A 22,614-nucleotide genomic window follows, 5' to 3' on the forward strand; every position below is an offset into this window, starting at 1 on the left:
TAATAATGTCGTCCTCACACTCACTACGGCTCGATGCCCACCAGCACTTCTGGCGCTATGACCCGGCCAGCTATCCCTGGATAGGTCACGGCATGGACGCTTTGCGCCGCAACTTTGAGCCTGAAGACCTGCGCCCGCTGCTGGATGCGGCCGGGCTGGACGGCTGCATTGCCGTGCAGGCCCGGGCCTGTACCGGCGAAACCGATCAATTGTTGCTGTTGGCTGAACGCTACCCGTGGATTCGCGCCGTGGTGGGTTGGGTCGACCTGTGCGCGGGGGATCTTGAACAGTCCCTGGAGCGCTGGGCGCAGGCACCGGCATTGCGTGGTTTTCGGCATCAACTGCAAGACGAAGACTCACCGGCCGGGTTCATGCAGAACCCGGCGTTCAACCGGGGGCTGAGCACCTTGCAGCGCCAGGGGCTGGTCTATGAAGTGCTGATCAAGGCCCAGGATCTGGGGGCTGCAACGGCACTGTGCCGACAGCACGATCAGCACCATCTGGTGCTCGACCACCTGGGCAAACCCGATGTGCAGGCCAACCATTTAAAGGCCTGGGCCAAACAGCTCGCGCCGCTGGCTGCCCTGCCCCACGTCAGTTGCAAGCTGTCGGGGCTGATCACCGAAGCCCATTGGCAAGACTGGCACAGCGGGCAACTGACGCCTTATTTGCACACCGCACTGGAACTGTTCGGCCCCGACCGCTTGATGTTCGGCTCCGACTGGCCGGTGTGCCTGCTGGCCAGCGAATACGCACACACCTGCGACGTGCTCGCCAGCGTGTCGCAAGACGCGGCCATTTGGGGTGGCACGACGTGCCGCGTCTACAACATAGAGGGATCGACTCCATGAATCTGTATCTGCAAGACAAGGTTTTTATCGTCACTGGCGGCGGTTCGGGGATTGGCGCGGCCATCTCCCTGGGGCTGGCCGACGAAGGCGCGATACCGGTGATTTTCGGTCACAGCCCACTGTCCGATGAACTGGCACGGCAACTGGATCTACGCGGCACGCCGAGCCTGTTCATCCAGGTCGAACTGCGTGACGAAGACGCCTGCCGCGCAGCGGTCGCGACGGTGCTGCAACGCTTTGGACGCATCGACGGGCTGGTCAACAACGCCGGGGTCAACGACAGCGTAGGCCTTGAGGCCGGGCGCTCGGCCTTTGTCGATTCCCTGGAAAAGAACCTCATCCATTACTACGTGATGACCCACTTGTGCGTGGATGCGCTCAAGGCCACTCGCGGGGCCATCGTCAACATCAGCTCCAAGACGGCCCTCACCGGGCAAGGCGGCACCAGCGGTTATACCGCGGCCAAGGGCGCGCAACTGTCGTTGACCCGCGAATGGGCCACGTCATTGCTGGCCGACGGAATTCGGGTCAATGCGGTGATCCCGGCAGAAGTCATGACCCCACTGTATGAGCGCTGGATCGACACGTTCGCCGACCCGAAGGCCAAGCTTTCGAGCATCGTCGAAAAAATCCCCTTCGGCCAACGCATGACCACGGCCTCGGAGATCGCCGACAGCGTGCTGTTTCTGCTGTCCTCGCGTGCCTCCCACACCACCGGGCAATGGCTGGTGGTGGACGGTGGCTACACCCACCTGGACCGGGCACTGACATGACTCGCCAGTGCCTGGCGCTGGACCTCAAGGACGACCCGGCATTGATCGCCGAGTACGAGCGCCTGCACCGGCACATCTGGCCGCAGATCAGCGCCCACCTGCGCCAGCACGGCGTGCTGGACATGCAGATCTGGCGCCTGGGCACCCGGTTGTTCATGGTCATGGACACCGCCCCCGGCTTCAGCACCGACGCTTTTGAACGGGCCAGCGCCAGCGACCCCAGGGTGCAGGAATGGGAGGCACTGATGTGGCGCTTCCAACAGCCCACACCCTGGACCTTGCCCCATGAAAAATGGGCGCCAATGAGCCGGATATTCAGTTTGAAGCACTCAACCTGACCCGCTTCCACACAGAACCATGCAAGTCGCACACAACAATAAAAAGGAGATGCGTCATGTCACTCAAGCACTCGAACGTCGCAGAGCCGTCCTATACCCGGGCGGCTACGTCCTATCGCTGGGCACTGATTCTGGTGACCTGCCTGTTCTTCCTGTGGGGGCTGTCCTATGGCCTGCTCGATGTACTGAACAAACACTTTCAGGAAACCCTGCACGTCAGCAAGGCCCAGTCGGGCCTGCTGCAAAGCGCGTACTTCGGGGCGTACTTTCTGATCGCCCTGCCTGCCGGCTTCATCATGGACCGATACGGCTACAAGGCCGGTATTTTGCTGGGCCTGTGCCTCTACGCCACCGGCGCCCTGCTGTTCATGCCCGCCGCTGCCGCACAGAGCTTTCAGTTCTTTCTGTTCGCCCTGTTTGTAATCGCCTGCGGCCTGGGTTGCCTGGAAACCGCCGCCAACCCGTATGCCACGGTATTGGGTGAGCCCGCCGGTGCCGAGCGACGCTTGAACCTGGCACAGTCATTCAACGGCCTGGGGCAGTTCTTCGGACCGTTGATTGGCGGCGCACTGTTCTTCAGTGGCGCCAACAGCACCGACACCACCCAATCGCTGCAAATGACCTACCTGGTAATTGCCGCACTGGTGTTGCTGGTGGCGGTGCTGATCGCCCGCACCCCGTTGCCCGACCTGCGCGAGCAGGAAGTGCAAGCCGGGCAGCACGACCACAAAACCCTGTGGCAGCACCGCGAGTTCGTCACGGGGGTGATCACCCAGTTTTTCTATGTGGGCGCCCAGGTCGGCGTGGGTGCGTTTTTCATCAACTACGTCACCGAACACTGGGCACACATGAGCAGCCAGCAAGCCGCGTATTTGCTCTCGGTGGCGATGCTCAGCTTCATGTTTGGCCGGTTCTTCAGCACCTGGCTGATGGGCCGCGTCAACGCCCAGCGTCTGCTGCTGATCTACGCATTGATCAACGTCGGACTGTGCGCGGTGGTGGTGACGGGGATTGAAGGCCTGTCGGTGGTGGCGCTGGTGGCGACGTTCTTCTTCATGTCGATCATGTTCCCGACGCTGTTTGCCATGGGCGTGAAAAACCTCGGGCCGCATACCAAGCGCGGCAGCTCATTCATGATCATGGCCATTGTCGGCGGCGCGCTGCTGCCCTACGTGATGGGCCTGGTGGCCGACCACACCTCCACGGCCGTGGCCTACCTGCTGCCGATGGGTTGCTTTGTGATCGTTGCGGCTTATGCCCGTGGCGCTCTCAGAGGCAAGCCAGCCCTTTAAATGCCGTTGTACTCCACAAAAAAAATAATCGGAGCACCTCATGTCCAACCCCGTCCTGCAACAGGCGCTGAGTAAAATTCGCTGGCGCATCCTGCCCTTTGTCGCGTTGATGTTCGCGATGGCCATCATCGACCGTTCCAACATCGGCTTTGCCAAACACGCCTTTCAGGCGGACACCGGCCTGAGCAACGCAGCGTTTGCGTTGGGCGCGGGGATTTTCTTTATTGGCTACGCGGTGTTCGAAGTCCCCAGCAACCTGATGCTGCACAAGATCGGCGCCCGCATCTGGCTGAGCAGGATCATGGTCACCTGGGGGCTGGTGTCGGCGGCGATGATGTTTGCCCACGACGAAACCAGCTTTTACATCCTGCGTTTTTTGCTGGGCGTGGCCGAAGCGGGTCTGTCGCCGGGGGTGGTGCTGTACCTGACCTACTGGTTCCCGCAGAACCAGCGCGGCTCGGCCTACGGCATCTACTATTTCGGCGTACCGGTGTCGCTGATGGTGGGCGGGCCCGTGTCGGGCTGGTTGCTGGAAACCGCGCAATTCGGCCTCACCGGCTGGCAATGGATGTTTGTGACCGAAGGCCTCGCGGCTTCGATCATCGGCGTGTTTGCGTTCTTCTACCTGACCGACAAACCCCGCGACGCCAAGTGGCTGAGCCCTGAAGAAAAGGCAGCCATCGAACACGAACTGGAAAAAGAACACCTGCTCAAGGCCAACAAGGGCCCTTCGTCGTGGCGCGCGGCACTGATCAACCCGGTGGTGCTGTACTTCACCCTGATCTATTTCACGATTCAGGTCAGCGTCTATGGGGTGCTGTTCTACCTGCCGACGCGGATCGCCGAGTTGCTGGGCACCGGCATTGGCTTGAAAGTCGGCGCACTGACTTCAATTCCGTGGATTGCCACCGTGTGCATGCTGTACATCGTGACCCGCCATGCCGACCGCACAGGTCAGCAAACCCGCTTCGCCGCGCTGATGCTGGCATTGGCGGCAGTGGGCATGGTGGGATCGACATTGAGTGGCAGCCTGCCACTGGTGATTTTGGCGTTCTGCGTGGCAGCCGCCGGTTTTATTACCGTGCAACCATTGTTCTGGACACTGCCTACCCGCTTTTTGGGTGGCGCGGCGGCGGCCAGCGGGATTGCGGTGATTGGTGCGCTGGGCAACCTGGGTGGTTTCCTGGCACCCACGGTCAAAACCTGGGCCGAGGGCTACTTCAACAACCCCCATGCAGGCATGTACTTTTTGGCCGGGACGGCGTTGCTGGGCGCGCTGATGTTGATCCGCTGCGCAAGAACCGGACAAGAACCCGGCATCCAGGTTGATTCACCGTCCGTGACAGCACCTGCGACACGCTGACCGCAGCGGCGGGTATTAACACGGGTCACATGTGAGCTACATTGGGAAACAGTTGGAATCAAAACAACAGCCCGAAATCTCACAAAGGGTGACCCGTGAATACCAATCAAAAACTGAGAACTTTCGACCTGATTCGCGAAGCGGTACTGCCCGAGTACCGCGACCGGGTGAACGAGTACCTGAGCCTTTATGAAGAGGCGCTCCAAAGCGAAAGCACCCGCACTGCCGATAGACACGCCAGCGCCCATCAACTGCGGGGCTACCTGCGCGGCCTGAACACCACCCGGGTGCTGGGCATGGCTGACTGGGAAGAGCTGGACCGACGCATTACCGAGTCGTGGTTGTAACGGTAAACACCTATCCCCCCTGTGGGAGCGGGCTTGCTCGCGATGATATCGACGCGGTGGTTCAGATACACCGTGTCGCCCGAATCGCGAGCAAGCCCGCTCCCACAGATTTTGCAGGATCAAACCCACACCGCATCCCACAATGGGTAGTCCCCGACCCGCTTGACCAGCCCGGCGCGCAGAGGGTTGGCAATGACATAACGGGCCACATGCCTGATGTCTTCATCACGCCGCAAGGCATGGTCGTGGTAGCCCTGCTGCCATCGGCTGCCTGATTGTCCGGTGAGCTGGTTTATTGCACGGGTACTCAGTGATTTGGTGCGACACATCAACTCATCCAGCGAGCCTTTTTCAAGGCTGATCAGCCAATGAAAGTGATCCGGCATCACCACCCATGCCAGCGAATTGGCCAGCCCTTGTTCTTGTGCCCGCTTGAACTGTTCGACAACACACCGGCCTGACCGCCAGTCCAGGAAAATGGGTTGGCGATCCAGCGTATTGGCGGTCAGAAGATAAAAACGATGTTGCTCGCTGTAGCGACCACGGCGCAGGCGATGGGAAGCAGGAGGCAAAGACATGACAGGACCCGATGAACTGATAAACCTCAAAGGCTAGTCAGTGTCAGATCAGCAACAACGGGCATCATTTGACTGCATATGTCATGGCTTTTTGCGGGAGCTGGCTTGCCTGCGATGCAGACGGCGCGGTCTGGCTGGAAAACCGCGCAGATGCCATCGCGAGCAGGCCCGCTCCCACAACCCCTCTCTCAGTCAGGCGGGGACAAACGCAGCCTGCGGTGCCTGCGGGGCTTTCGGCTCCTTGAGCAGCGCAAAGTAGGCGAAAGCCGAACACGCAGCCACCACCGCACTGATCACGAATGCCGAAGAAAACGAGCCGCTCTGCTGAACGCTGAACCCCGTCAGGATCGGGGCTATGGAGCCCGCCAGATAACCGCCAAAGTTCTGGATCGAACCAAACGAAGCGACCCGCTCCGACGGCACGATGGTGTTGACGATCATCCACGCCGTGGCGCTGGAGATGTTGATGAAGAACATGGTCAGGCACAACAGGATCACGCACGCCACAACGTTGGTGGTAAACGCCACGATCAGGGTAAACAGCGCCCCGCCCAGCAGGCCCAGAATCACCATCAGTTTTCGGCTGGCCAGTACCCGCATGCCCCTCGCCACCAGGCGGTCGCAGCATTTGCCGGCGACGATGGTGCCCAAGGCGCCGAACAGATAAGCCAGCGATACCACCCAGGCCGTGCGGTACAGGTCCAGGCCATGCTCGCGCTCAAAGTAGCCGGGCAGCCAGGTGAGGTTGAGCCAGATCATGTAGATCACGCCCATGAACCCGAGGAATGCACCCCATGTATTGCGGTCCTTGAACAGCGAGGTCCAGCGCACTTTCGGCGCCTTGGCCTGCTGCACCGGTACCGGTTCTGCGCGGCCTGTCTCGGCCATGTATTGCGCTTTGCTTTTGTAGAACTTGAACCAGCACACCGCCAGTAACAGGCCCATCACACCGGTCAGGATGAACATCCCGCGCCAGCCCAGATGCACCATGAATACGGTCAACAAAGGCGGCGCCAGGCACGGCCCGATGCAGGTCGAGGACCACACCCAGCCGGTTGCCGTGCCCCGCTCCTGGGTGTCGAACCATTCCGACAAGGCCTTGGCCGCCGAAGGAAAGACCGGTGCCTCGCCAATCCCCAGCAATACCCTCAGCCCGACCAGATGACCGTAGCTGCTGAACAGCCCGAAAGCCGCCTGCGCTACCGACCACACCACCAGCGAGCCACCCAGTGCCAATTTGCTGCCCAGCTTGTCGATCAAGGCACCGAGGGGGAGCTGGGAGAAGGCGTAGGCAATGGAAAAGGCAGAGAGCATCACGCCCATTTGCATCGGGCTGATGGCCAGGTCTTTCTGGATGGTGGTGTTGGCGATGGACAGCGCACTGCGGTCCAGGTAGTTGACCACGCCAATCAGGAACAGGAAGAAAATTGTCAGCGTCTTGTAGCTTTTTATTGTTCTCATTCGCGCCTCTCATGAGCGGTTTCGCCCCTACCCGGCAGGTGGGGCGACGCTCACTTTAGAGGGCGATCTGGCCTGTGCCCAATCACATGATTGGATCAGTTAATAACTGAGGGTTATCAAGGTGTCTGGCGAGCGCCGCGCAGGGCATCGGGACCACTTAACAGGGCATCGATAAAGGCTTTGGCAGACCACTGAGGCACTTCATTGCGCCGGGTAATCACGCCGTAATCCGCCAGTACCAGGGGAAACGGCAACGCCAGACGGGTCAAGCGCCCGGCCTGGATTTCCGGCTCGACCATCGACTCCGCCAGCATGGCCACCGCAGGCGTTGTTTGCAGCAGTTGCATGGTGGTTTGCAGGGACACGGTTTCCACGGTGTTTTCCGGGGTTTGCATACCCGCCTCGACAAAGGCTTTTTCCACCCGCGCCCGCATCGGCGTGCCCGTGGGGTAAATCACCCAGGGCCAACTGCCGAGTTCGGCCAGGGGGACTTCGCTGGCACCGGCCAACGGATGCTGACTGCCGGTGACCAGACACAACGGCTCCGGTGCCAGCGCCTGGAACTCGAACAGTTCACGGTGGCGGTCGAGGGTAAATCGGGCCACCACCAGGTCCAGTTCCTTGTGTTCAAGCAGGGTCAGCATGTTGGCACTGGTGCCTTCAAGCACTTGCACGGTGAGCAACGGCCACTGCTGCTTGACCCTCACAATCGCCGCCGGCACTGCCAGAGCCGTTGCCGCATAGATAGTGCCGACCTTCAGCAGGCCATGCCCGCCCTGGCGCAGATGATTGATCTGGCTGACGAACTGGCCGGTATCGTTCAACGCGATCTGGGCGAACCGGGCCACGTGGGTACCCAGATCGGTAAGCGTCATGCTGCGCGGCAAACGGGCAAAGACGTCGAAACCCAATTGGTGCTCGATCTCACGCAGCATCTTGCTGACTGCAGGCTGGCTGATGCTCATTTCCTGCGCGGTGGCATGCATGTTTTGCGTGCGCGCCAGCGTGTCGATAAGCACCAAATGGCGAAACCGCAGCCAGTTGCACAGTTGGTTAAACCCGACATCCGCCATCCGATAACCTCCGGTTATTAAGTCCTGAGAATATCTCATTGGCGATTATCGCAAAGCAACTTTAGTGTGAAGGGGTTGCGCCAAATAATAACAACGGACTCTTGTCATGAACCTAGCCAACAAACGCGTTCTGATCACCGCTGCAGCGCAGGGCATAGGCCGCGCATCGGTACTGGCCTTTCGGGATGCCGGCGCTCAGGTCATCGCCACCGACCTGCATATTGAAGCCTTGCACGACATTCCCGGCATTCAAACCCTGTCTCTGGACGTGACCCGTGCCTCGGACATTGACGCGATCTGCCAACAGGTGGGCAACGTGGACGTGCTGTTCAACTGCGCCGGTTACGTGCACAGCGGTGCCGTCCTTGAGTGCGACGAACAGGCCTGGCAGTTCTCTTTCGACCTCAACGTAACGGCCATGTACCGGATGATCCGTGCCTTCTTGCCAGGCATGTTGAGCAACGGTGGTGGCTCGATCATCAACATGGCTTCGGTGGCCTCCAGCGTCAAAGGCGTGCCCAACCGTTTTGCCTACACCGCCAGCAAGGCCGCCGTGATCGGCCTGACCAAATCGGTGGCCGCCGACTACGTAGGCCAGGGCATTCGCTGCAACGCCATTTGTCCCGGCACGGTGGACTCCCCGTCGCTGCGCCAGCGCATCGCCCAGCAGGCACTTGAGCAAGGGCGCTCCGAAGCCGAGGTGTACCAGGCTTTCGTCGACCGCCAGCCCATGGGCCGCATTGGCAACGCTGAAGAAATCGCCCGGTTGGCGCTGTACCTGGCCAGCGATGCCAGCAGCTACACCACCGGCACGACCCAGGTAATTGATGGCGGGATGAGCAACTGAAACCAGACTTTCCCTGTGGGAGCGGGCTTGCTCGCGATCAAGGCGCCGCGGTGTATCTGAAACATCGCAGCGATCCCATCGCGAGCAAGCCCGCTCCCACCCAAGACCAATGAATTCTACTTTTTTGATAAAGGAGCTTTTATGAAACTGCTGCGCTACGGCGATAAAGGTCAGGAAAAACCCGGTCTGCTGGATGCTCAAGGCAATATCCGTGATGTGTCGGCACACATCGCCGATGTCGCAGGCTCCGCGCTCAACCCCGAAAGCCTGGCCGCACTCAGCAAAATCGACCCCGCCACCCTGCCGCTGGTCAGTGGTTCGCCCCGTATCGGCGCCTGTGTCGGCCAGGTCGGCAAGTTCATCTGCATCGGTCTCAACTATGCGGACCACGCCGCAGAATCCGGTCTGGCCGTGCCGTCGGAACCGGTGGTGTTCAGTAAATGGACCAGCGCCATCTGCGGCCCGAACGATAACGTCGAAATTCCCCGCGACTCGACCAAGACCGACTGGGAAGTCGAATTGGGCGTGGTGATCGGCAAGGGCGGCCGCAATATCGACGAACACAACGCACTGGAACACGTGGCCGGTTACTGCGTGATCAACGATGTGTCCGAACGCGAATGGCAGCTGGAGCGTGGCGGCACCTGGGACAAGGGCAAGGGGTTCGACACCTTCGGCCCCCTCGGCCCGTGGCTGGTGACCCGTGATGAAATCACCGATCCACACCAGCTCGACCTGTGGCTAGAGGTCGACGGACAGCGCTACCAGAACGGCAATACCCGCACGATGGTGTTCCAGATCCCGGCATTGATTGCCTACCTGAGCCGCTGCATGTCGCTGCAACCGGGCGATGTGATTTCCACCGGTACGCCACCGGGTGTGGGCCTGGGCGTCAAGCCGTCGCCGGTCTATCTGCGCCCGGGTCAGGAAATGCGCCTGGGCATCAGCGGCCTGGGCGAACAGCGCCAGCGCACCGTGCAGGCCGACTGATTCACCGCTCAAACAACTATAAGAAACAGGGGCTGTACATGAGAATTCTAATCACCGGCGGTACCGGCTTTATCGGCAAGCAACTGGCTCAGCGCCTGCTTGACCTGAACACCCTGACCCTCGAAGGCCAGGCACCTCGTGCCATTGAACGCATCGTGCTGTTTGACGCCTTTGCGGGCGAAGACCTGCCCAGTGATCCGAGCATCGAACTGGTGACCGGTGATGTGGCTGACCCTGAAGTCATCGCCCGGGTGACTGACGGCGTGGATCTGGTATGGCACCTGGCAGCGGTGGTCAGCTCGGCTGCCGAGGCGGATTTCGACCTCGGCATGCAGGTCAACCTGCACGGCCTGATGCTGCTGCTCGAAACCCTGCGCAAACAGGGCAACGCACCGCGCTTTGTGTATGCCAGCGGCTTCGCCGTATTTGGCGGCACGCTGCCGCCTGTGGTCGATGACAACACCGTACTCACCCCTCAATCCTCCTACGGCATGCAAAAAGCCGTGGGCGAACTGCTGGTGGCCGACTATGCGCGCAAGGGCTTTGTCGATGGCCGCGTGCTGCGCCTGCCAACGGTGGCCGTGCGCCCCGGCAAGCCGAACAAAGCGGCATCGACCTTCTTCAGCTCGATCATTCGCGAACCGCTGACAGGCCTGCCTGCCGTCTGCCCGGTGCGCCCGGACACCCAGGTGTACCTGACCTCGCCGCGTCGCATTATCGAATCGATGTTGCTGGGCATGACCCTGTCGCCGCAAACCCTGGGCAACGAACGCATCATCCCGCTGCCGGGTGTGACCACCACCGTGGCGGACATGGTCTCGGCGCTGCAACGGGTCGCCGGTGAGGACGTCACCCAACTGATTCGCTGGGAGCCGGACGCCACCATCCAGCGCATCGTCGAAAGCTGGCCGAGCAAGGTCCAGGCCCCTCGCGCCCGGGCACTGGGCTTTACCGCCGACCCGGACTTCGACGCCATCGTGCGCGCCCATATCGAGGATACGGCCCCCAAATAACCCCACACCTCTGTGGGTGCGGGCTTGCTCGCGACGGGATCGATGCGGTTGTTCAGTGACACCGCGTCGCCTTTATCGCGAGCAAGCCCGCTCCCACAAAAAGCAAAAAAGCTCGCGTTACACACAACAATAAAAACTGAGGCCGTGCGATATGACCACAACGCCACTTCCCGATGTCTCCGACATCGAACAACAGACGATCAAGCGCGTTACCCAACGCATGATCCCCTTTCTTATCCTGCTGTTTGTGGTCGCCTTCCTGGACCGCAACAACGTCGGGTTCGCCGCACTGCGGATGAACGAAGACATCGGCATCAGCCAGACCATTTATGGCCTGGGCGCGGGTATTTTCTTCCTCGGCTACTTCATGTTCGAAGTGCCGAGCAACATTCTGCTGCACCGCTACGGCGCCCGTGTCTGGATTGCACGGATCATGGTGACCTGGGGCATCATCGCAGGGGCCATGGGCTTTTTGCAGACGCCCGTGCACTTCGTCTCCCTGCGCGTACTGCTGGGTATCGCTGAAGCCGGGTTCTTTCCGGGGGTCATTTACCTGCTGTCGCTGTGGTTCCCGAGCCGTTACCGCGCCCGCATGATCGCTACCTTTTACCTGGGCGTCCCCATTGCACAAATCATCGGCGCGCCCCTCTCGGTAGGCCTGATGGAACTGGGCGATGCCTGGGGCTTCGTCGGCTGGCGCCTGATGTACATCGTTGAGGCCGTACCGGCCGTGATCCTCGGTGTGGTGTGCTACTTCTACCTCACCGACCACCCGGCCGATGCTCACTGGCTGACCGATAAACAGCGCAACTGGCTGATCAACACCCTGGCCCAGGAAGAGCGCAACAAACCGCTGGTGGTGGGCATTCAACCGACCAAAGGCCAGATGATCCGCAAGGCACTGTGCAACCGTCAGGTATGGCTGCTGGCGCTGGTGTATTTCGGCATCACGTCGGGTTCCAACGCGATGAACTTCTTCATGCCCACCGTACTGGCCTCGTTCCGTGGCTCGTTCGGGCTGGAGATCGGCCTGATGCAGAACGGCCTGATCACCGCCATCCCGTACGCCGTCGCCGCTGTGGCGATGATCTGGTGGAGCCGTCGCTCTGATCGCCTGCAAGAACGTCACTGGCATGCCGGCGGCGCCGCCATGCTCGCGGCCGTGTCCATTGCCGTGGCGCTGTGGCTCAACCAGCCGTGGATCATCGTCGTCGGTTTCATCCTTCTGGCGATGGGTGTTTACAGCGCGATCAACGTGTTCTGGGCCGTCCCGGGGCAAGTACTGACGGGCGTCGGGGCCGCCGTGGGGATTGGCCTGATCAACTCCATCGGTAACCTCAGCGGCTTTATCGGCCCTTACCTGACCGGCTATCTGTTCACCGTCACCGGCAGCTACACCCCAGGCTTCATGGTGATTGCTGCACTGGTCGGCCTGGGTGGCCTGGGCATGGTGCTGATGCCACGCAACAAGGTGTCGCAGATTGGCGAGCAAATGGTCCCGGCGGCTGGAGGCAAAGCATGAGCCTGCCAACCGTAGCCTTCATCGGTACCGGGATCATGGGCCAGCCCATGGCCCGCAACCTGCTGCACGCAGGCTTCCCGGTGCGGGCATGGAACCGTTCTCCCGCCAGGGCGCAGGCACTCGCGGCACAAGGTGCCGAGGCTTTCCAGGCCCCGGCGCATGCCACAAACGGCGCCCAGGTGCTGATCTGCATGCTCAGCGATGGCCCGACCTGCGACGAAGTGCTGTTTGGCGAGAACGGCGCTGCCCTGGCCCTGGCGCCGGGTGCGCTGGTGATTGTGATGAGTTCGATCCCGGTCGACACCGCCGCCGCACAGGCAAGGCTATGTTCTGAACGGGGCCTGCGCTACCTCGACGCCCCGGTGTCGGGGGGCGAGCGTGGGGCGCGGGAAGCCAGCCTGGCGATCATGGTCGGGGGTGAAACCGTGGCCTTCGAGCAAGGCCGCGAGGTGCTGGCCGCCATGGGCCGCCCGGTACACGTCGGCCCGGCGGGCACTGGCGAACTGTCCAAACTGGTCAACCAGTTGATTGTCGCCAGCACCATCGCCACCGTCGCCGAAGGCCTGCTGCTGGCCGAGCGCGGCGGCGCCGACCCGTCAAAAGTCCACGAAGCGTTGATGGGGGGCTTCATCGATTCGCCGATCTGGCGTCAACACGGCCAACGCATGCTTAACAACGACTTCACCCCCGGCGGCCCGGCCAAGTGGCAACTCAAGGACACCCGGACCGCCCTCGCCCAAGCGCAAAAGCTGGGCCTGAACCTGCCCGTAGGCACCCTGGTGGACAGTCTGTTTGCAGCGATGGTCGAGGCCGGTGACGGCGAACTCGACCACGCCGGACTGATCCGCCAAGTGCGCCGCAACAACCCTTTGCCCGAATAATCTGCTGGAGCCTGCCATGACCGATTCAACCCCACGCCGCCTGCGCAGCCAGCTGTGGTTCGACGATCCAAGCCACGCCGACCTTACCGCGCTGTACGTTGAACGCTACATGAACCAGGGCCTGACCCGGGCCGAACTGCAATCGGGACGGCCCATCATCGGTATCGCCCAGACCGGCAGCGACCTCACGCCCTGCAACCGCCACCACATCGAACTGGCCAAGCGGGTCAAGGACGGTATTCGCGACGCGGGGGGCATTCCGATGGAATTCCCGGTGCACCCGATCGCCGAACAGTCACGTCGCCCAACCGCGGCGCTGGATCGCAACCTCGCCTATCTGGGCCTGGTGGAAGTGCTTCACGGCTACCCGCTGGACGGCGTCGTGCTGACCACCGGCTGCGACAAGACCACCCCGGCCTGCCTGATGGCGGCGGCCACCACTGACTTGCCCTCTATCGTGTTGTCCGGCGGGCCAATGCTCGACGGCTGGCACAAAGGCCAGCGCATCGGCTCCGGCACCGTCCTGTGGCATGCACGCAACCTGCTCAGCGCAGGGGAGATCGACTACGAAGGGTTCATGACCCTGACCACGGCTTCATCGCCGTCCGTGGGCCACTGCAACACGATGGGCACCGCGCTTTCCATGAACGCACTGGCCGAAGCACTGGGCATGTCGCTGCCTGGTTGCGCGAGCATTCCGGCACCGTACCGCGAGCGCGGTCAAATGGCCTATGCCACCGGCATGCGCATCGTCGACCTGGTGCGCGAAGACGTGCGCCCATCGCACATCATGACCCACGCCGCCTTTGAAAACGCCATCGCCGTGGCCTCGGCACTGGGCGCGTCCACCAACTGCCCGCCACACTTGATTGCCATTGCCCGCCACAGTGGCATCGATCTGTCGCTGGAAGACTGGCAGCGTGTGGGCGAAGACGTCCCGTTGCTCGTCAACTGCATGCCTGCCGGTGAATACCTTGGCGAAAGCTTCCACCGCGCGGGCGGCGTACCGGCAGTGATGCATGAACTGGACAAGGTTGGGCGCCTGCACCGCGACTGCCTCACCGTCAGTGGCCGCAGCATGGGGGACGTGGTTGCCGACTGCGTCACTGGCGATCGCGACGTGATCCGCTCATACGAAGATCCGCTGATGCACCGCGCCGGTTTTATCGTGCTCAGCGGTAACTTCTTCGACAGCGCCATCATGAAAATGTCGGTGGTGGGTGAAGCCTTCCGCAAGACCTATCTCAGCGACCCGTTGCAACCCAACAGCTTCGAAGCGCGAGCCATTGTGTTCGAGGGGCCCGAAGACTATCAGGCGCGCATCAACGACCCGACGCTGGACATCGATGAACGCTGCATTCTGGTGATTCGCGGCTGCGGCACTGTCGGTTTTCCCGGCAGTGGCGAGGTGGTCAACATGGCACCGCCTTCCAACCTGATCAAGGCCGGGATCGACTCGCTGCCGTGCATGGGCGATGGCCGTCAAAGCGGCACCTCGGCCAGCCCGTCGATTCTCAACATGTCTCCGGAGTCTGCCGTGGGCGGCGGCCTGTCGTTGCTGCGCACGGGGGATCGCCTGCGCGTCGACCTGAATGCGCGCAGTGTCAATTTGCTGGTGGACGAAAGCGTGCTCAACGAGCGTCGTCAGGAACCCCTGCCACCGCTGGCCCCGTCGCAAACGCCGTGGCAGGAACTGTATCGCCAACTGGTCGGCCAGTTGTCCACGGGCGGCTGCCTGGAACCGGCAACACTGTACTGGCGCGTGATCCCGGAAAACGGCCCGCCCCGCCACTCTCACTAAACACTATGGACACATGACCTGTGGGAGCGGGCTTGCTCGCGATGCAGACGGCGCGCTCTCTCAGGTACACCGCAGTGACGTGATCGCGAGCAAGCCCGCTCCCGCACTGCCCATTTTTTCAAGGATCAGGCCTATGCAAACGCTGCAATTGACCGTAGAAAACTCCCTGCCGAATGACTGGCAGCGCGCGACGCTGGTGGGTCGTGTATGGCTACCCGGCGAGCGTGGTGGTCCTGCCGTGGTGGTGATTCGAGACGGCGAGGTGATCGACTGCACCGCGCACTTCGCCACCCTGAGCGCGCTACTGGAAAGCGACAAACCGCTGCAAAGCGTACGCGAAATCAGCGGTACGGCCTTGGGTACGATTCAGGCCTTGCTGGCCAACAGTGGCGAGCAGCGTGACATGGCCAAGCCCTATCTGCTGGCCCCTGCAGACCTGCAAGTGATCAAGGCCGCAGGCGTGACATTTGCCGCCAGCATGATCGAGCGGGTCATCGAAGAAAAAGCAGGCGGCGATGCCCTGCGTGCCCAAGAGATCCGCGCCCTGGTGCAGGAAGTCATCGGTGACAACCTGCGCGACCTGCTCCCCGGCTCGCCTGAGGCCATGCGCCTCAAGCAGGTGCTGATCGAACAGAACATGTGGTCCCAGTATCTGGAAGTCGGTATCGGCCCGGACGCCGAGATCTTCACCAAGGCCCCGATACTGGCGGCGGTGGGCAGCGGTAATGCCATCGGCATTCACCCGGGTTCAAGCTGGAACAACCCGGAACCGGAAGTCGTGCTCGCGGTGGACAGCCAGGGCCGGATTCACGGCGCAACCCTGGGCAACGACGTCAACCTGCGCGACTTCGAAGGCCGCAGCGCGCTGCTGCTGAGCAAGGCCAAGGACAACAACGCATCCTGCGCACTGGGACCGTTTATTCGCCTGTTCGACGAGCACTTCAGTCTCGATGACGTGCGCCAATGCGAAGTGACCTTGCGCGTCGAAGGCACGGACGGCTACGTACTGGACGGCAAGAGTTCCATGAACCAGATCAGCCGCGACCCGGCCAATCTGGCGGAGCAAACCCTCAATGCCAACCACCAGTACCCGGACGGCTTTGTGCTGTTTCTCGGCACCCTGTTCGCGCCCACAGAAGACCGCGACCATCCGGGTCAGGGGTTCACCCACAAGGCAGACGACGTAGTGAGCATTTCGTCACCCGCCCTGGGCGCCCTGCACAATCGCGTGACGGGTAGCGACCAGGCTCCACAATGGGCATTCGGGGTAGGGGCATTAATGAAGAACCTGGCACAGCGGGGGGTACTCGGCCAGGCTTGAATGACGCACAAACAGCAAACAGAAAGGCCCCGCCTGGCCAACAGCGCGGGGCCTCTTTTATTGAATCCTGAGGCTGAGCAAGCATCAGCAGCGCTTGCGACTAAACCGAAGGTTGGTGGCTGGTCACACAGTGGATGCCGCCACCACCGGCGCTGATTGCGTCGATATTGAGCTGCACCACCTCTCGGTCCGGGTAGAGTTCAGACAGCAGGTCAAAGGCCTTCGTATCGGCCGTCTCGTCACCGAACTCGGGAGCAATGACCGCACCATTGATCACGAAGTAGTTGATGTAACCCGCAGCGAAGTCGGGATTGTTTTTGCTGAATTTGTTCTGTCGCGGGTACATCGGTGGAGAGAGGGTATGCACTTGCAGCGCGCGACCATCGGCGTCGGTGGCGTTTTTCAGAATCTCCAGATGGGCAAGCGTCACCTTGTGGTCGTATGACTGCGGGTCGGTGTCGAGGTTGGCGATGACGACCCCAGGCTTGACGAAGCGGGCGTAGAAGTCGACATGGGCATCGGTGATGTCTTTGCCTTTGATTCCAGGCAGCCAGATGATTTTGCGCAAGCCCAGGCGCGCTTTCAGTTCTTCCTCTATTTCAGCCTTGCTCCAGTCCGGGTTGCGGTTGGCGTTGATCCAGCTGCTTTCGGTCATGATAGCGGTGCCTTGGCCATCCACTTCGATCCCCCCACCCTCGCCCACCAGCTCGCTGCGGATGTAGCTGGCCGCTGTTTTGCGGGCAACCAGAGCCGCCAGCTGCGCATCATCGCCATGCTGCTGCTTGTTGCCCCAGCCGTTGAAGTTGAAGTCCACGGCGCCGAGCCTGCCTTTACCATCGATGACAAAGTTGGCGCCGATATCGCGCATCCATATGTCGTCCAGCTGCGTGGTGACAAAGGTGATGTTGTCTGTGCCGCACTTTTCTGCGGCCAGATCCTGCTCGTCCTCGCGACAGAACACCGTGACCGGCTCAAATTCGGCGAGGGTACGGGCAATCAGGCCCAGGGCATCTTGCACGTTGGGCGTGAAGTCTTCCCAGATCGCTTGCTGTGCACCAAAGGCGATGAAGGCCCGCTGATGTTTGTCGCCCTCATCCGGCATATGCCAGTTGCCCTTGAGGGCGGCCTGCACCGGGGAGGCATTCAGGCCCAGCCCCATCGCTGTGGCTGCGCCCAGGCTGGCGACAACGGATACCTGCTTGATGAACTCACGACGTGTCGACATGTATTTATCTCTCAATTCTTGTCGCTGCATTATCTGGGAGAGCCTTAACGTTGGCTCCACGCTTTGCCAACAGGGGGCGCACTCTTTTTCGGGGCCGGACACCTGGAGATTAGCGGGTCGTCATTTGGCGATGGCGGTCTTGAACTTGGTCCAGGCTCGCATCCGCGCCCGCATATCGGCCTGAGGGATGTCCATGCCCGGGATCAATCGTTCGTAGGTGGCAGCATCGGGGTAAATATCCGGGTTGTTACGCATCACTGGGTCGACGCTCGGGCGTGCCTTGGCATTGGAGGTGGGGTAGCCCGTGAAGTTACTGATGGCTGCCATGTTCTCCGGGCGCATGACGAAGTTGATGAACGCATAGGCGTACTCTGGATGTTTGGCGTCCACAGGGATCGCCATGGTGTCCATCCACACCGTGGTCCCTTCACGCGCAATGTGGTACTGGAACGTCGTGTTCTTGCCGGCGGCAACTGCTGCCCGTTGCGCCTGCGTCATATCCCCGCTGTAGCCGAGGGACAGGCACACATTTTCGTTGACCAGATCGCTCACCGGCTGCGACTGGAACTTGCGGATGTACGGCCGAAGCGTGAGCAACAGTTCACTGGCCGCTGCCAGGTCCTGCGGCTTGGCGCTGCGGGGCTCGCGGCCGAGGTAGTTGAGCGCTACCGCCAGCACTTCGTCGGGCGAGTCGATCAGGGAAATACCGCAATCGGCAAATTTGGCGGCCAGTTCCGGCTTGAACAGCATGTCCAGGCTATTGACCGGTGCATCCGGCATGCGCTGTTTGATCTGCTCGGCGTTGTAGGTCAGGCCTATGGTGCCCCACGTGTAGGGCACAGTGGCCTTGTTCGAGTAGAGATAATGCGCGCGCAGCTTCTGCAGGCCCGGCTCGATGTCATCCAGGGCCGTGAGCTTTGACGTGTCCAGTGGCTGCAGGCTGCCGGCACGCATCAGGCGTTCGCCAACCGTGTCGCCCGGGAAGATCAGGTCATAACCACTGCCGCCAGCCATCATCTTGGCTTCCAGTGTCTCGCTGCCATCCATGACGTCGTAGATCACCTTGATCCCGGTTTCGGCGGTGAATCTGGCGAGGGTGTCCTCGGCGAAGTAGTCGGCCCAGTTGTACAACTTCAGGGTCTTGTCATCCGCCTGCGCCGACGACAGGGCAACGCTCAGGGCCAACCCCAGTGAACAGAGCAATCGTTTGTCGGTAACGTTCATGTCAAACCCCCTGAGTATTCCAGCGAGCATTGATCTGACGCCCATCCTGGCTTAACAGGGCCCCGTACATTTCTGGACGGCGGTCGCGGTAGATCCCCCAGGTCAGGCGCTCTTCACGCATGGCGGACAAGTCCAGGCTGTGGACCAGCACGCCAGCGCTGTCGCGGTCAGCTTCGGCCAACAGCTTGCCCTTGTGATTGCAGATAAAGGAGGAGCCATAGAAATTCATCTGCAGGGCGGGATCGGTCGTTGCCACTTCCCGGCCAATGCGATTGGCGGCCACCACGGGCAGGATGTTCGCGGCGGCATGGCCGCGCATGGTCATCTGCCAGTGGTCACGTGAATCCAGTGTGGCGCAGCCAGGTTCAGAGCCAATGGCGGTGGGAAACAGCAAGACTTCGGCGCCCATCAACGCCAGGCAGCGGGCGGTCTCGGGGAACCACTGATCCCAGCAGATACCCAACCCTATGCGTCCAAAAGCGGTGTCCCAGACACGAAAGCCTGTATCGCCCGGGCTGAAGTATTCCTTCTCCTGATAACCGATGGCATTGGGGATGTGGGTCTTGCGATACACACCCAGCAGGCGCCCATCGGCATCGGCCACGCTGAGCGAGTTGAAGCAGGCATTGCCGGCCTTCTCGAACCAGCTCAACGGCAGCACCACACCCAACTCCCTGGCCAGCGCGGCAAAGCGCTTGAGCACGAGGCTGTGTTGATACTCCTCGGCCAGTGCCAAGTGCTGGTGGCTTTGCTCGATGCAGAAATAGGGCGTGGCAAACAGCTCCTGCAGCAGAATGACCTGGGCACCCCGAGCGGCGGCCTCACGCACCAGCAACTCGGCCTGGTCCAGGTTGTGCTTGAGGTCCCAGGTGCAGGGCATCTGTGTTGTGGCAACAGTCATCATCGTCATGGCATCAACCCCTCAGTGGCCAGGCTGGCTGTTGTTGGGTGATGCAATGCACCCCGCCACCGCCGTGGGCCAGGTGATTGATCCGCACGGGGACCACTTCTCGCCCCGGGAAGGCTTTGGCCAACACACCGGCAGCAACCCTGTCGGCATCAATGCCGTAGGCCGGCATGATGATGGCGTCGTTGGCGATATAGAAGTTGGTGTAGGAGGCACAGAACACTTCAGCCTCGACGTCCACGGCATCGGTGGCTTCGAACAACTCGATCAGCTCAAACTTGCGGCCATGGGCGTCGGTGGCGAGTTCCAGCGCACGACGGTTTTCACGCACCACGCGGGCATACACCGAATCTGTGTCGTGGGTGGCATCCACCAGCAGGACGGCGGGGCGGGCGAAAGCACAGACGCCATCGACATGGCCATCGGTCATGTCGCCGGTCACATGGTCCGGGTCTCCCGGCAGCCAGACCGTCTTCTTCACACCCAGAAAGCGAGTGAAGATCTCCTCCATCTCGGCCTTGCTCATGCCGGGGTTACGGTTAGGGTTGAGCAATACCGACTCCGTGGTGATCAGGGTGCCTTCGCCGTCCACATGAATGGCGCCGCCTTCGTTACCCAACGGGACTCCAAAACACGCCACTCCCAGGTGGTTGAGTACGCGACGGGCCAAGCCTTCGTCCAGATCGTGGGCAGACTTCCCGCCCCACGCGTTGAAGCGCCAGCTCACACCGGCCAGCCCCTGTTGCGGGTGGCAGATGAAGCTCGGGCCGGAGTCACGGCACCAGCTGTCATTCACCGCCAGTTCGATCAGTTGAATGTTTGGCCCGCACAGCGCCTTTGCGCTCGCTACCGCTGAAGGGTCAACGATCATTTTCACGGGTTCAAAGCGGGCAATGGTGTTGGCCACGCGAGCGAAATCCTCTTGCACCAGAGGCAAGGTCACGCCCCAACCGGACTCCCACAGGGCTTTGTTGTGCGGCCAAACCATCCAGGTCGCTGCGTGCCTGGCCCACTCTGCCGGCATCCACCAGCCACTGTTTTGAATTTCATTCTGCTGCATGACAAGTACCTTTGAGTTAAGTCATTGTGTTCAATGAAAACTGCCTGTGTGGTCTTGTCATGCATGCTACGTTCGCAAAAACGGCTAAACAAACGATGTATTTTGCGTACAAATGATTAGAGGAACTTATCAGAATGCTCAAACACTGGCCGCCTCTTGGCACCCTTCGCGGCTTTGAAGCCGCAGCCCGACTGGGCAGTTTCCACAAGGCAGCCGCAGAGCTGCACCTCACACAGTCGGCGATCAGCCAGCAGATTCGCAGCCTTGAGACGTACCTTGAGCAGCCATTATTCTTTCGCAATGGACGCAGCGTCAGCCTGACCGATGCTGGCCATGACTTGCTCAGCACCACCCAGGCACTGCTGCAGCAACTTGCCGTCGGAATTCGCCGTCTGGGCCAGTACCACAAGCCCAACCAACTCGTACTCAACACCACCCCAATGTTCGCCCGCCACTGGCTGCTGCCACGCCTGGCAGATTTTCGTCGCCAGCATCCGGACGTTGATCTCTGGATATTCAGTACCGATGAAGTGCCGGACATGGTCAGCCAGACCATCGACCTCGCCGTGCGGGATGACATCAGCCCCCAGGCTGAGTGCAGCTTTAAAGTGCTGTACGCAGACCGCCTGTACCCGGCTTGCCACCCGAGCCTGCTGGCCGTTGCGAGCGAACAGCGCACGACCCTTCATGGCGAGCGGGAAATGGACTGGAGTCACTGGGAAGTGGAGGCCGGAATCGACGTAGGCCAGAAAGAACAAGGGCTGAACTTCTCCGACCCTGGCCTGTTGCTGGATGCCGCCTGCACAGGACTGGGTATTGCCTTGGTCAGCCAATTACTGAGCCGACAGGCACTGGCCAACGGCCTGTTGCAACCCTTGGTCGAAAACACCATCCGCGGCCCCAACTGGGCCTTGCTCACCCATCGTGACAGCGAGAACAACCCGCTGGCCCGCAGTTTCAGTGAGTGGCTATCCAGCAACTTGGGAACAGACAGCCGAGTGGGCCTGGAAGCTGGCTGAGGGCGCAGATCTGGATGAGGAAAAAAAGGGGGGGGGGAGACGATCTGGGCGAGAAGGATGCAACACACATCCAGACTGCTTTCGTCTTCAACTGCACAACACGCTGGTGCTGGCATGAGATCAACGACCACAGGATCAATGGTCGTGAAGCCTTGAAAAATATGGTGTCCCAGGCGGGGTTCGAACCTGCAACCTTCCCCTTAGGAGGGGGATGCTCTATCCAATTGAGCTACTGAGACAAATGACGGCGAGCATGGTAACGGTCATGCCTTTGTTTGTCATGTCGTGCGTGGCCTTTTTAACGGTCAGACACACGCCCCCTTGACCGTTAATGCCGTGTAACCGTCAGACCTGACGCCCAGGATTTACGACCGATCACAACCTCGCGCAGCTCAACGGCAACCACAGGCGCATAGAGCGCCTGACAATCGTATACAAAACGTCACATAACGGTGCACCCAAGCGCGCCACAAACCTTTTATGCATCAAAAAGTAACAACCCTCTCTCTGGTCACAATTGACCACGATCCATCTCCCTTTCCATTCGCTGGTTTTTCAGCTGGCCCGCAAAAAATAAAAAATCCATTAATTTCATACAGATAAAAAACAGCATAGGGATCCGTGAACACGACTACTGATCTGTGTGTTTCTGCTGGCATGAATATCGCTTACACCCACACGACACTTGTATACAAAACGAACAAAAACTAAGTACACATTGTTTCGTG

The 22,614-nt window shown here is 60.8% G+C and carries 21 protein-coding genes and 1 tRNA gene; 14 read left to right on the plus strand and 8 right to left on the minus strand.

All coding sequences use genetic code 11. The annotated features are described in order from the left end of the window. Window positions 1-5 precede the first annotated feature (5 nt). From AACY07_RS00750 to AACY07_RS00775, 6 genes are all read left to right on the plus strand, one after another. On the plus strand, window positions 6-851 hold the full coding sequence (locus AACY07_RS00750) for an amidohydrolase family protein (RefSeq protein ID WP_339473084.1): 846 nt from the start codon (window positions 6-8) through the stop codon (window positions 849-851). Further along, a complete protein-coding gene (locus AACY07_RS00755; protein ID WP_219262047.1) occupies window positions 848-1,624 on the plus strand; it encodes an SDR family oxidoreductase in 777 nt (258 codons plus the stop codon). Before AACY07_RS00750 ends, AACY07_RS00755 begins: the two co-directional genes overlap by 4 nt. Further along, window positions 1,621-1,962 (plus strand): L-rhamnose mutarotase, encoded by a 342-nt coding sequence (locus AACY07_RS00760; protein WP_339473086.1) that lies wholly within the window; start codon window positions 1,621-1,623, stop codon window positions 1,960-1,962. The genes AACY07_RS00755 and AACY07_RS00760 overlap by 4 nt, the downstream gene beginning before the upstream one ends. A 56-nt stretch (window positions 1,963-2,018) precedes the next feature. Next, window positions 2,019-3,254, plus strand: coding sequence for an L-fucose:H+ symporter permease (gene fucP, locus AACY07_RS00765; protein ID WP_339473088.1), 1,236 nt, complete (start codon window positions 2,019-2,021; stop codon window positions 3,252-3,254). Between the two features lie 40 nt (window positions 3,255-3,294). Next, on the plus strand, window positions 3,295-4,617 hold the full coding sequence (locus AACY07_RS00770) for an MFS transporter (protein WP_133077336.1): 1,323 nt from the start codon (window positions 3,295-3,297) through the stop codon (window positions 4,615-4,617). Window positions 4,618-4,712: 95 nt separating this feature from the next. After that, a complete protein-coding gene (locus AACY07_RS00775; RefSeq protein WP_133077335.1) occupies window positions 4,713-4,964 on the plus strand; it encodes a hypothetical protein in 252 nt (83 codons plus the stop codon). 119 nt (window positions 4,965-5,083) lie between these two features. Here the strand turns inward: AACY07_RS00775 and AACY07_RS00780 are convergent, their stop codons facing one another. The 3 genes from AACY07_RS00780 to AACY07_RS00790 all read right to left on the minus strand — a co-directional run bounded on the left by AACY07_RS00780 (window position 5,084) and on the right by AACY07_RS00790 (window position 8,076). Next, window positions 5,084-5,542, minus strand: coding sequence for an REP-associated tyrosine transposase (locus tag AACY07_RS00780; protein ID WP_339473090.1), 459 nt, complete (start codon window positions 5,540-5,542; stop codon window positions 5,084-5,086). 192 nt (window positions 5,543-5,734) lie between these two features. Further along, complete coding sequence (locus tag AACY07_RS00785) at window positions 5,735-7,003, minus strand: MFS transporter (RefSeq protein ID WP_133077334.1); 1,269 nt, start codon at window positions 7,001-7,003, stop codon at window positions 5,735-5,737. Window positions 7,004-7,119: 116 nt separating this feature from the next. Further along, a complete protein-coding gene (locus tag AACY07_RS00790; RefSeq protein WP_339473092.1) occupies window positions 7,120-8,076 on the minus strand; it encodes a LysR family transcriptional regulator in 957 nt (318 codons plus the stop codon). Between the two features lie 106 nt (window positions 8,077-8,182). Between AACY07_RS00790 and AACY07_RS00795 the strand changes: the two genes are divergently transcribed. The 7 genes from AACY07_RS00795 to AACY07_RS00825 all read left to right on the plus strand — a co-directional run bounded on the left by AACY07_RS00795 (window position 8,183) and on the right by AACY07_RS00825 (window position 16,451). Beyond that, complete coding sequence (locus AACY07_RS00795) at window positions 8,183-8,923, plus strand: SDR family oxidoreductase (RefSeq protein WP_133077332.1); 741 nt, start codon at window positions 8,183-8,185, stop codon at window positions 8,921-8,923. Window positions 8,924-9,064: 141 nt separating this feature from the next. Then, window positions 9,065-9,913, plus strand: coding sequence for an ureidoglycolate lyase (locus AACY07_RS00800; protein ID WP_019823375.1), 849 nt, complete (start codon window positions 9,065-9,067; stop codon window positions 9,911-9,913). A gap of 38 nt (window positions 9,914-9,951) precedes the next feature. Further along, window positions 9,952-10,926 carry a D-erythronate dehydrogenase gene (gene denD / locus AACY07_RS00805; protein ID WP_339473093.1) on the plus strand — a complete coding sequence of 325 codons (975 nt, stop codon included), beginning with the start codon at window positions 9,952-9,954 and terminating at the stop codon, window positions 10,924-10,926. A gap of 151 nt (window positions 10,927-11,077) precedes the next feature. Beyond that, window positions 11,078-12,448 carry an MFS transporter gene (locus tag AACY07_RS00810; RefSeq protein WP_339473095.1) on the plus strand — a complete coding sequence of 457 codons (1,371 nt, stop codon included), beginning with the start codon at window positions 11,078-11,080 and terminating at the stop codon, window positions 12,446-12,448. Continuing rightward, on the plus strand, window positions 12,445-13,329 hold the full coding sequence (locus AACY07_RS00815) for an NAD(P)-dependent oxidoreductase (RefSeq protein WP_339473096.1): 885 nt from the start codon (window positions 12,445-12,447) through the stop codon (window positions 13,327-13,329). Before AACY07_RS00810 ends, AACY07_RS00815 begins: the two co-directional genes overlap by 4 nt. A 16-nt stretch (window positions 13,330-13,345) precedes the next feature. Beyond that, the gene (locus tag AACY07_RS00820; RefSeq protein WP_326397507.1) at window positions 13,346-15,130 is read left to right on the plus strand and encodes an IlvD/Edd family dehydratase; all 1,785 of its coding nucleotides are present in this window, start codon (window positions 13,346-13,348) and stop codon (window positions 15,128-15,130) included. Window positions 15,131-15,263: 133 nt separating this feature from the next. Continuing rightward, window positions 15,264-16,451 (plus strand): fumarylacetoacetate hydrolase family protein, encoded by a 1,188-nt coding sequence (locus AACY07_RS00825; protein ID WP_339473098.1) that lies wholly within the window; start codon window positions 15,264-15,266, stop codon window positions 16,449-16,451. 100 nt (window positions 16,452-16,551) lie between these two features. On the opposite strand, the gene AACY07_RS00830 is transcribed toward AACY07_RS00825, so the two are convergent. The 4 genes from AACY07_RS00830 to AACY07_RS00845 all read right to left on the minus strand — a co-directional run bounded on the left by AACY07_RS00830 (window position 16,552) and on the right by AACY07_RS00845 (window position 20,867). Then, window positions 16,552-17,676 (minus strand): agmatine deiminase family protein, encoded by a 1,125-nt coding sequence (locus AACY07_RS00830; RefSeq protein ID WP_339473100.1) that lies wholly within the window; start codon window positions 17,674-17,676, stop codon window positions 16,552-16,554. A gap of 120 nt (window positions 17,677-17,796) precedes the next feature. Beyond that, on the minus strand, window positions 17,797-18,900 hold the full coding sequence (locus AACY07_RS00835) for an extracellular solute-binding protein (protein ID WP_339473101.1): 1,104 nt from the start codon (window positions 18,898-18,900) through the stop codon (window positions 17,797-17,799). A gap of 1 nt (window position 18,901) precedes the next feature. Then, on the minus strand, window positions 18,902-19,810 hold the full coding sequence (gene aguB, locus AACY07_RS00840) for an N-carbamoylputrescine amidase (RefSeq protein ID WP_339473102.1): 909 nt from the start codon (window positions 19,808-19,810) through the stop codon (window positions 18,902-18,904). A gap of 4 nt (window positions 19,811-19,814) precedes the next feature. Then, entirely contained in the window at window positions 19,815-20,867 is a 1,053-nt protein-coding gene (locus tag AACY07_RS00845) for an agmatine deiminase family protein (protein ID WP_339473103.1), read from the minus strand. A gap of 134 nt (window positions 20,868-21,001) precedes the next feature. Between AACY07_RS00845 and AACY07_RS00850 the strand changes: the two genes are divergently transcribed. Beyond that, on the plus strand, window positions 21,002-21,886 hold the full coding sequence (locus AACY07_RS00850) for a LysR substrate-binding domain-containing protein (RefSeq protein WP_339473104.1): 885 nt from the start codon (window positions 21,002-21,004) through the stop codon (window positions 21,884-21,886). Between the two features lie 162 nt (window positions 21,887-22,048). Here the strand turns inward: AACY07_RS00850 and AACY07_RS00855 are convergent. Next, window positions 22,049-22,125 (minus strand) — tRNA-Arg (locus AACY07_RS00855). Window positions 22,126-22,614: the final 489 nt, after the last annotated feature.

Source organism: Pseudomonas sp. RL_5y_Pfl2_69 (genome assembly GCF_963970465.1).
Classification (GTDB): Bacteria; Pseudomonadota; Gammaproteobacteria; order Pseudomonadales; family Pseudomonadaceae; genus Aquipseudomonas.

Bases quoted from the DNA above. Each gene is read 5' to 3' on its own strand.
- AACY07_RS00750 (WP_339473084.1), top strand. From the start codon at position 6: ATGTCGTCCTCACACTCACTACGGCTCGATGCCCACCAGCACTTCTGG.
- AACY07_RS00755 (WP_219262047.1), top strand. From the start codon at position 848: ATGAATCTGTATCTGCAAGACAAGGTTTTTATCGTCACTGGCGGCGGT.
- AACY07_RS00760 (WP_339473086.1), top strand. From the start codon at position 1,621: ATGACTCGCCAGTGCCTGGCGCTGGACCTCAAGGACGACCCGGCATTG.
- fucP (WP_339473088.1), top strand. From the start codon at position 2,019: ATGTCACTCAAGCACTCGAACGTCGCAGAGCCGTCCTATACCCGGGCG.
- AACY07_RS00770 (WP_133077336.1), top strand. From the start codon at position 3,295: ATGTCCAACCCCGTCCTGCAACAGGCGCTGAGTAAAATTCGCTGGCGC.
- AACY07_RS00780 (WP_339473090.1), bottom strand. From the start codon at position 5,542: ATGTCTTTGCCTCCTGCTTCCCATCGCCTGCGCCGTGGTCGCTACAGC.
- AACY07_RS00785 (WP_133077334.1), bottom strand. From the start codon at position 7,003: ATGAGAACAATAAAAAGCTACAAGACGCTGACAATTTTCTTCCTGTTC.
- AACY07_RS00790 (WP_339473092.1), bottom strand. From the start codon at position 8,076: ATGGCGGATGTCGGGTTTAACCAACTGTGCAACTGGCTGCGGTTTCGC.
- AACY07_RS00795 (WP_133077332.1), top strand. From the start codon at position 8,183: ATGAACCTAGCCAACAAACGCGTTCTGATCACCGCTGCAGCGCAGGGC.
- AACY07_RS00800 (WP_019823375.1), top strand. From the start codon at position 9,065: ATGAAACTGCTGCGCTACGGCGATAAAGGTCAGGAAAAACCCGGTCTG.
- denD (WP_339473093.1), top strand. From the start codon at position 9,952: ATGAGAATTCTAATCACCGGCGGTACCGGCTTTATCGGCAAGCAACTG.
- AACY07_RS00810 (WP_339473095.1), top strand. From the start codon at position 11,078: ATGACCACAACGCCACTTCCCGATGTCTCCGACATCGAACAACAGACG.
- AACY07_RS00815 (WP_339473096.1), top strand. From the start codon at position 12,445: ATGAGCCTGCCAACCGTAGCCTTCATCGGTACCGGGATCATGGGCCAG.
- AACY07_RS00820 (WP_326397507.1), top strand. From the start codon at position 13,346: ATGACCGATTCAACCCCACGCCGCCTGCGCAGCCAGCTGTGGTTCGAC.
- AACY07_RS00825 (WP_339473098.1), top strand. From the start codon at position 15,264: ATGCAAACGCTGCAATTGACCGTAGAAAACTCCCTGCCGAATGACTGG.
- AACY07_RS00830 (WP_339473100.1), bottom strand. From the start codon at position 17,676: ATGTCGACACGTCGTGAGTTCATCAAGCAGGTATCCGTTGTCGCCAGC.
- AACY07_RS00835 (WP_339473101.1), bottom strand. From the start codon at position 18,900: ATGAACGTTACCGACAAACGATTGCTCTGTTCACTGGGGTTGGCCCTG.
- aguB (WP_339473102.1), bottom strand. From the start codon at position 19,810: ATGACGATGATGACTGTTGCCACAACACAGATGCCCTGCACCTGGGAC.
- AACY07_RS00845 (WP_339473103.1), bottom strand. From the start codon at position 20,867: ATGCAGCAGAATGAAATTCAAAACAGTGGCTGGTGGATGCCGGCAGAG.
- AACY07_RS00850 (WP_339473104.1), top strand. From the start codon at position 21,002: ATGCTCAAACACTGGCCGCCTCTTGGCACCCTTCGCGGCTTTGAAGCC.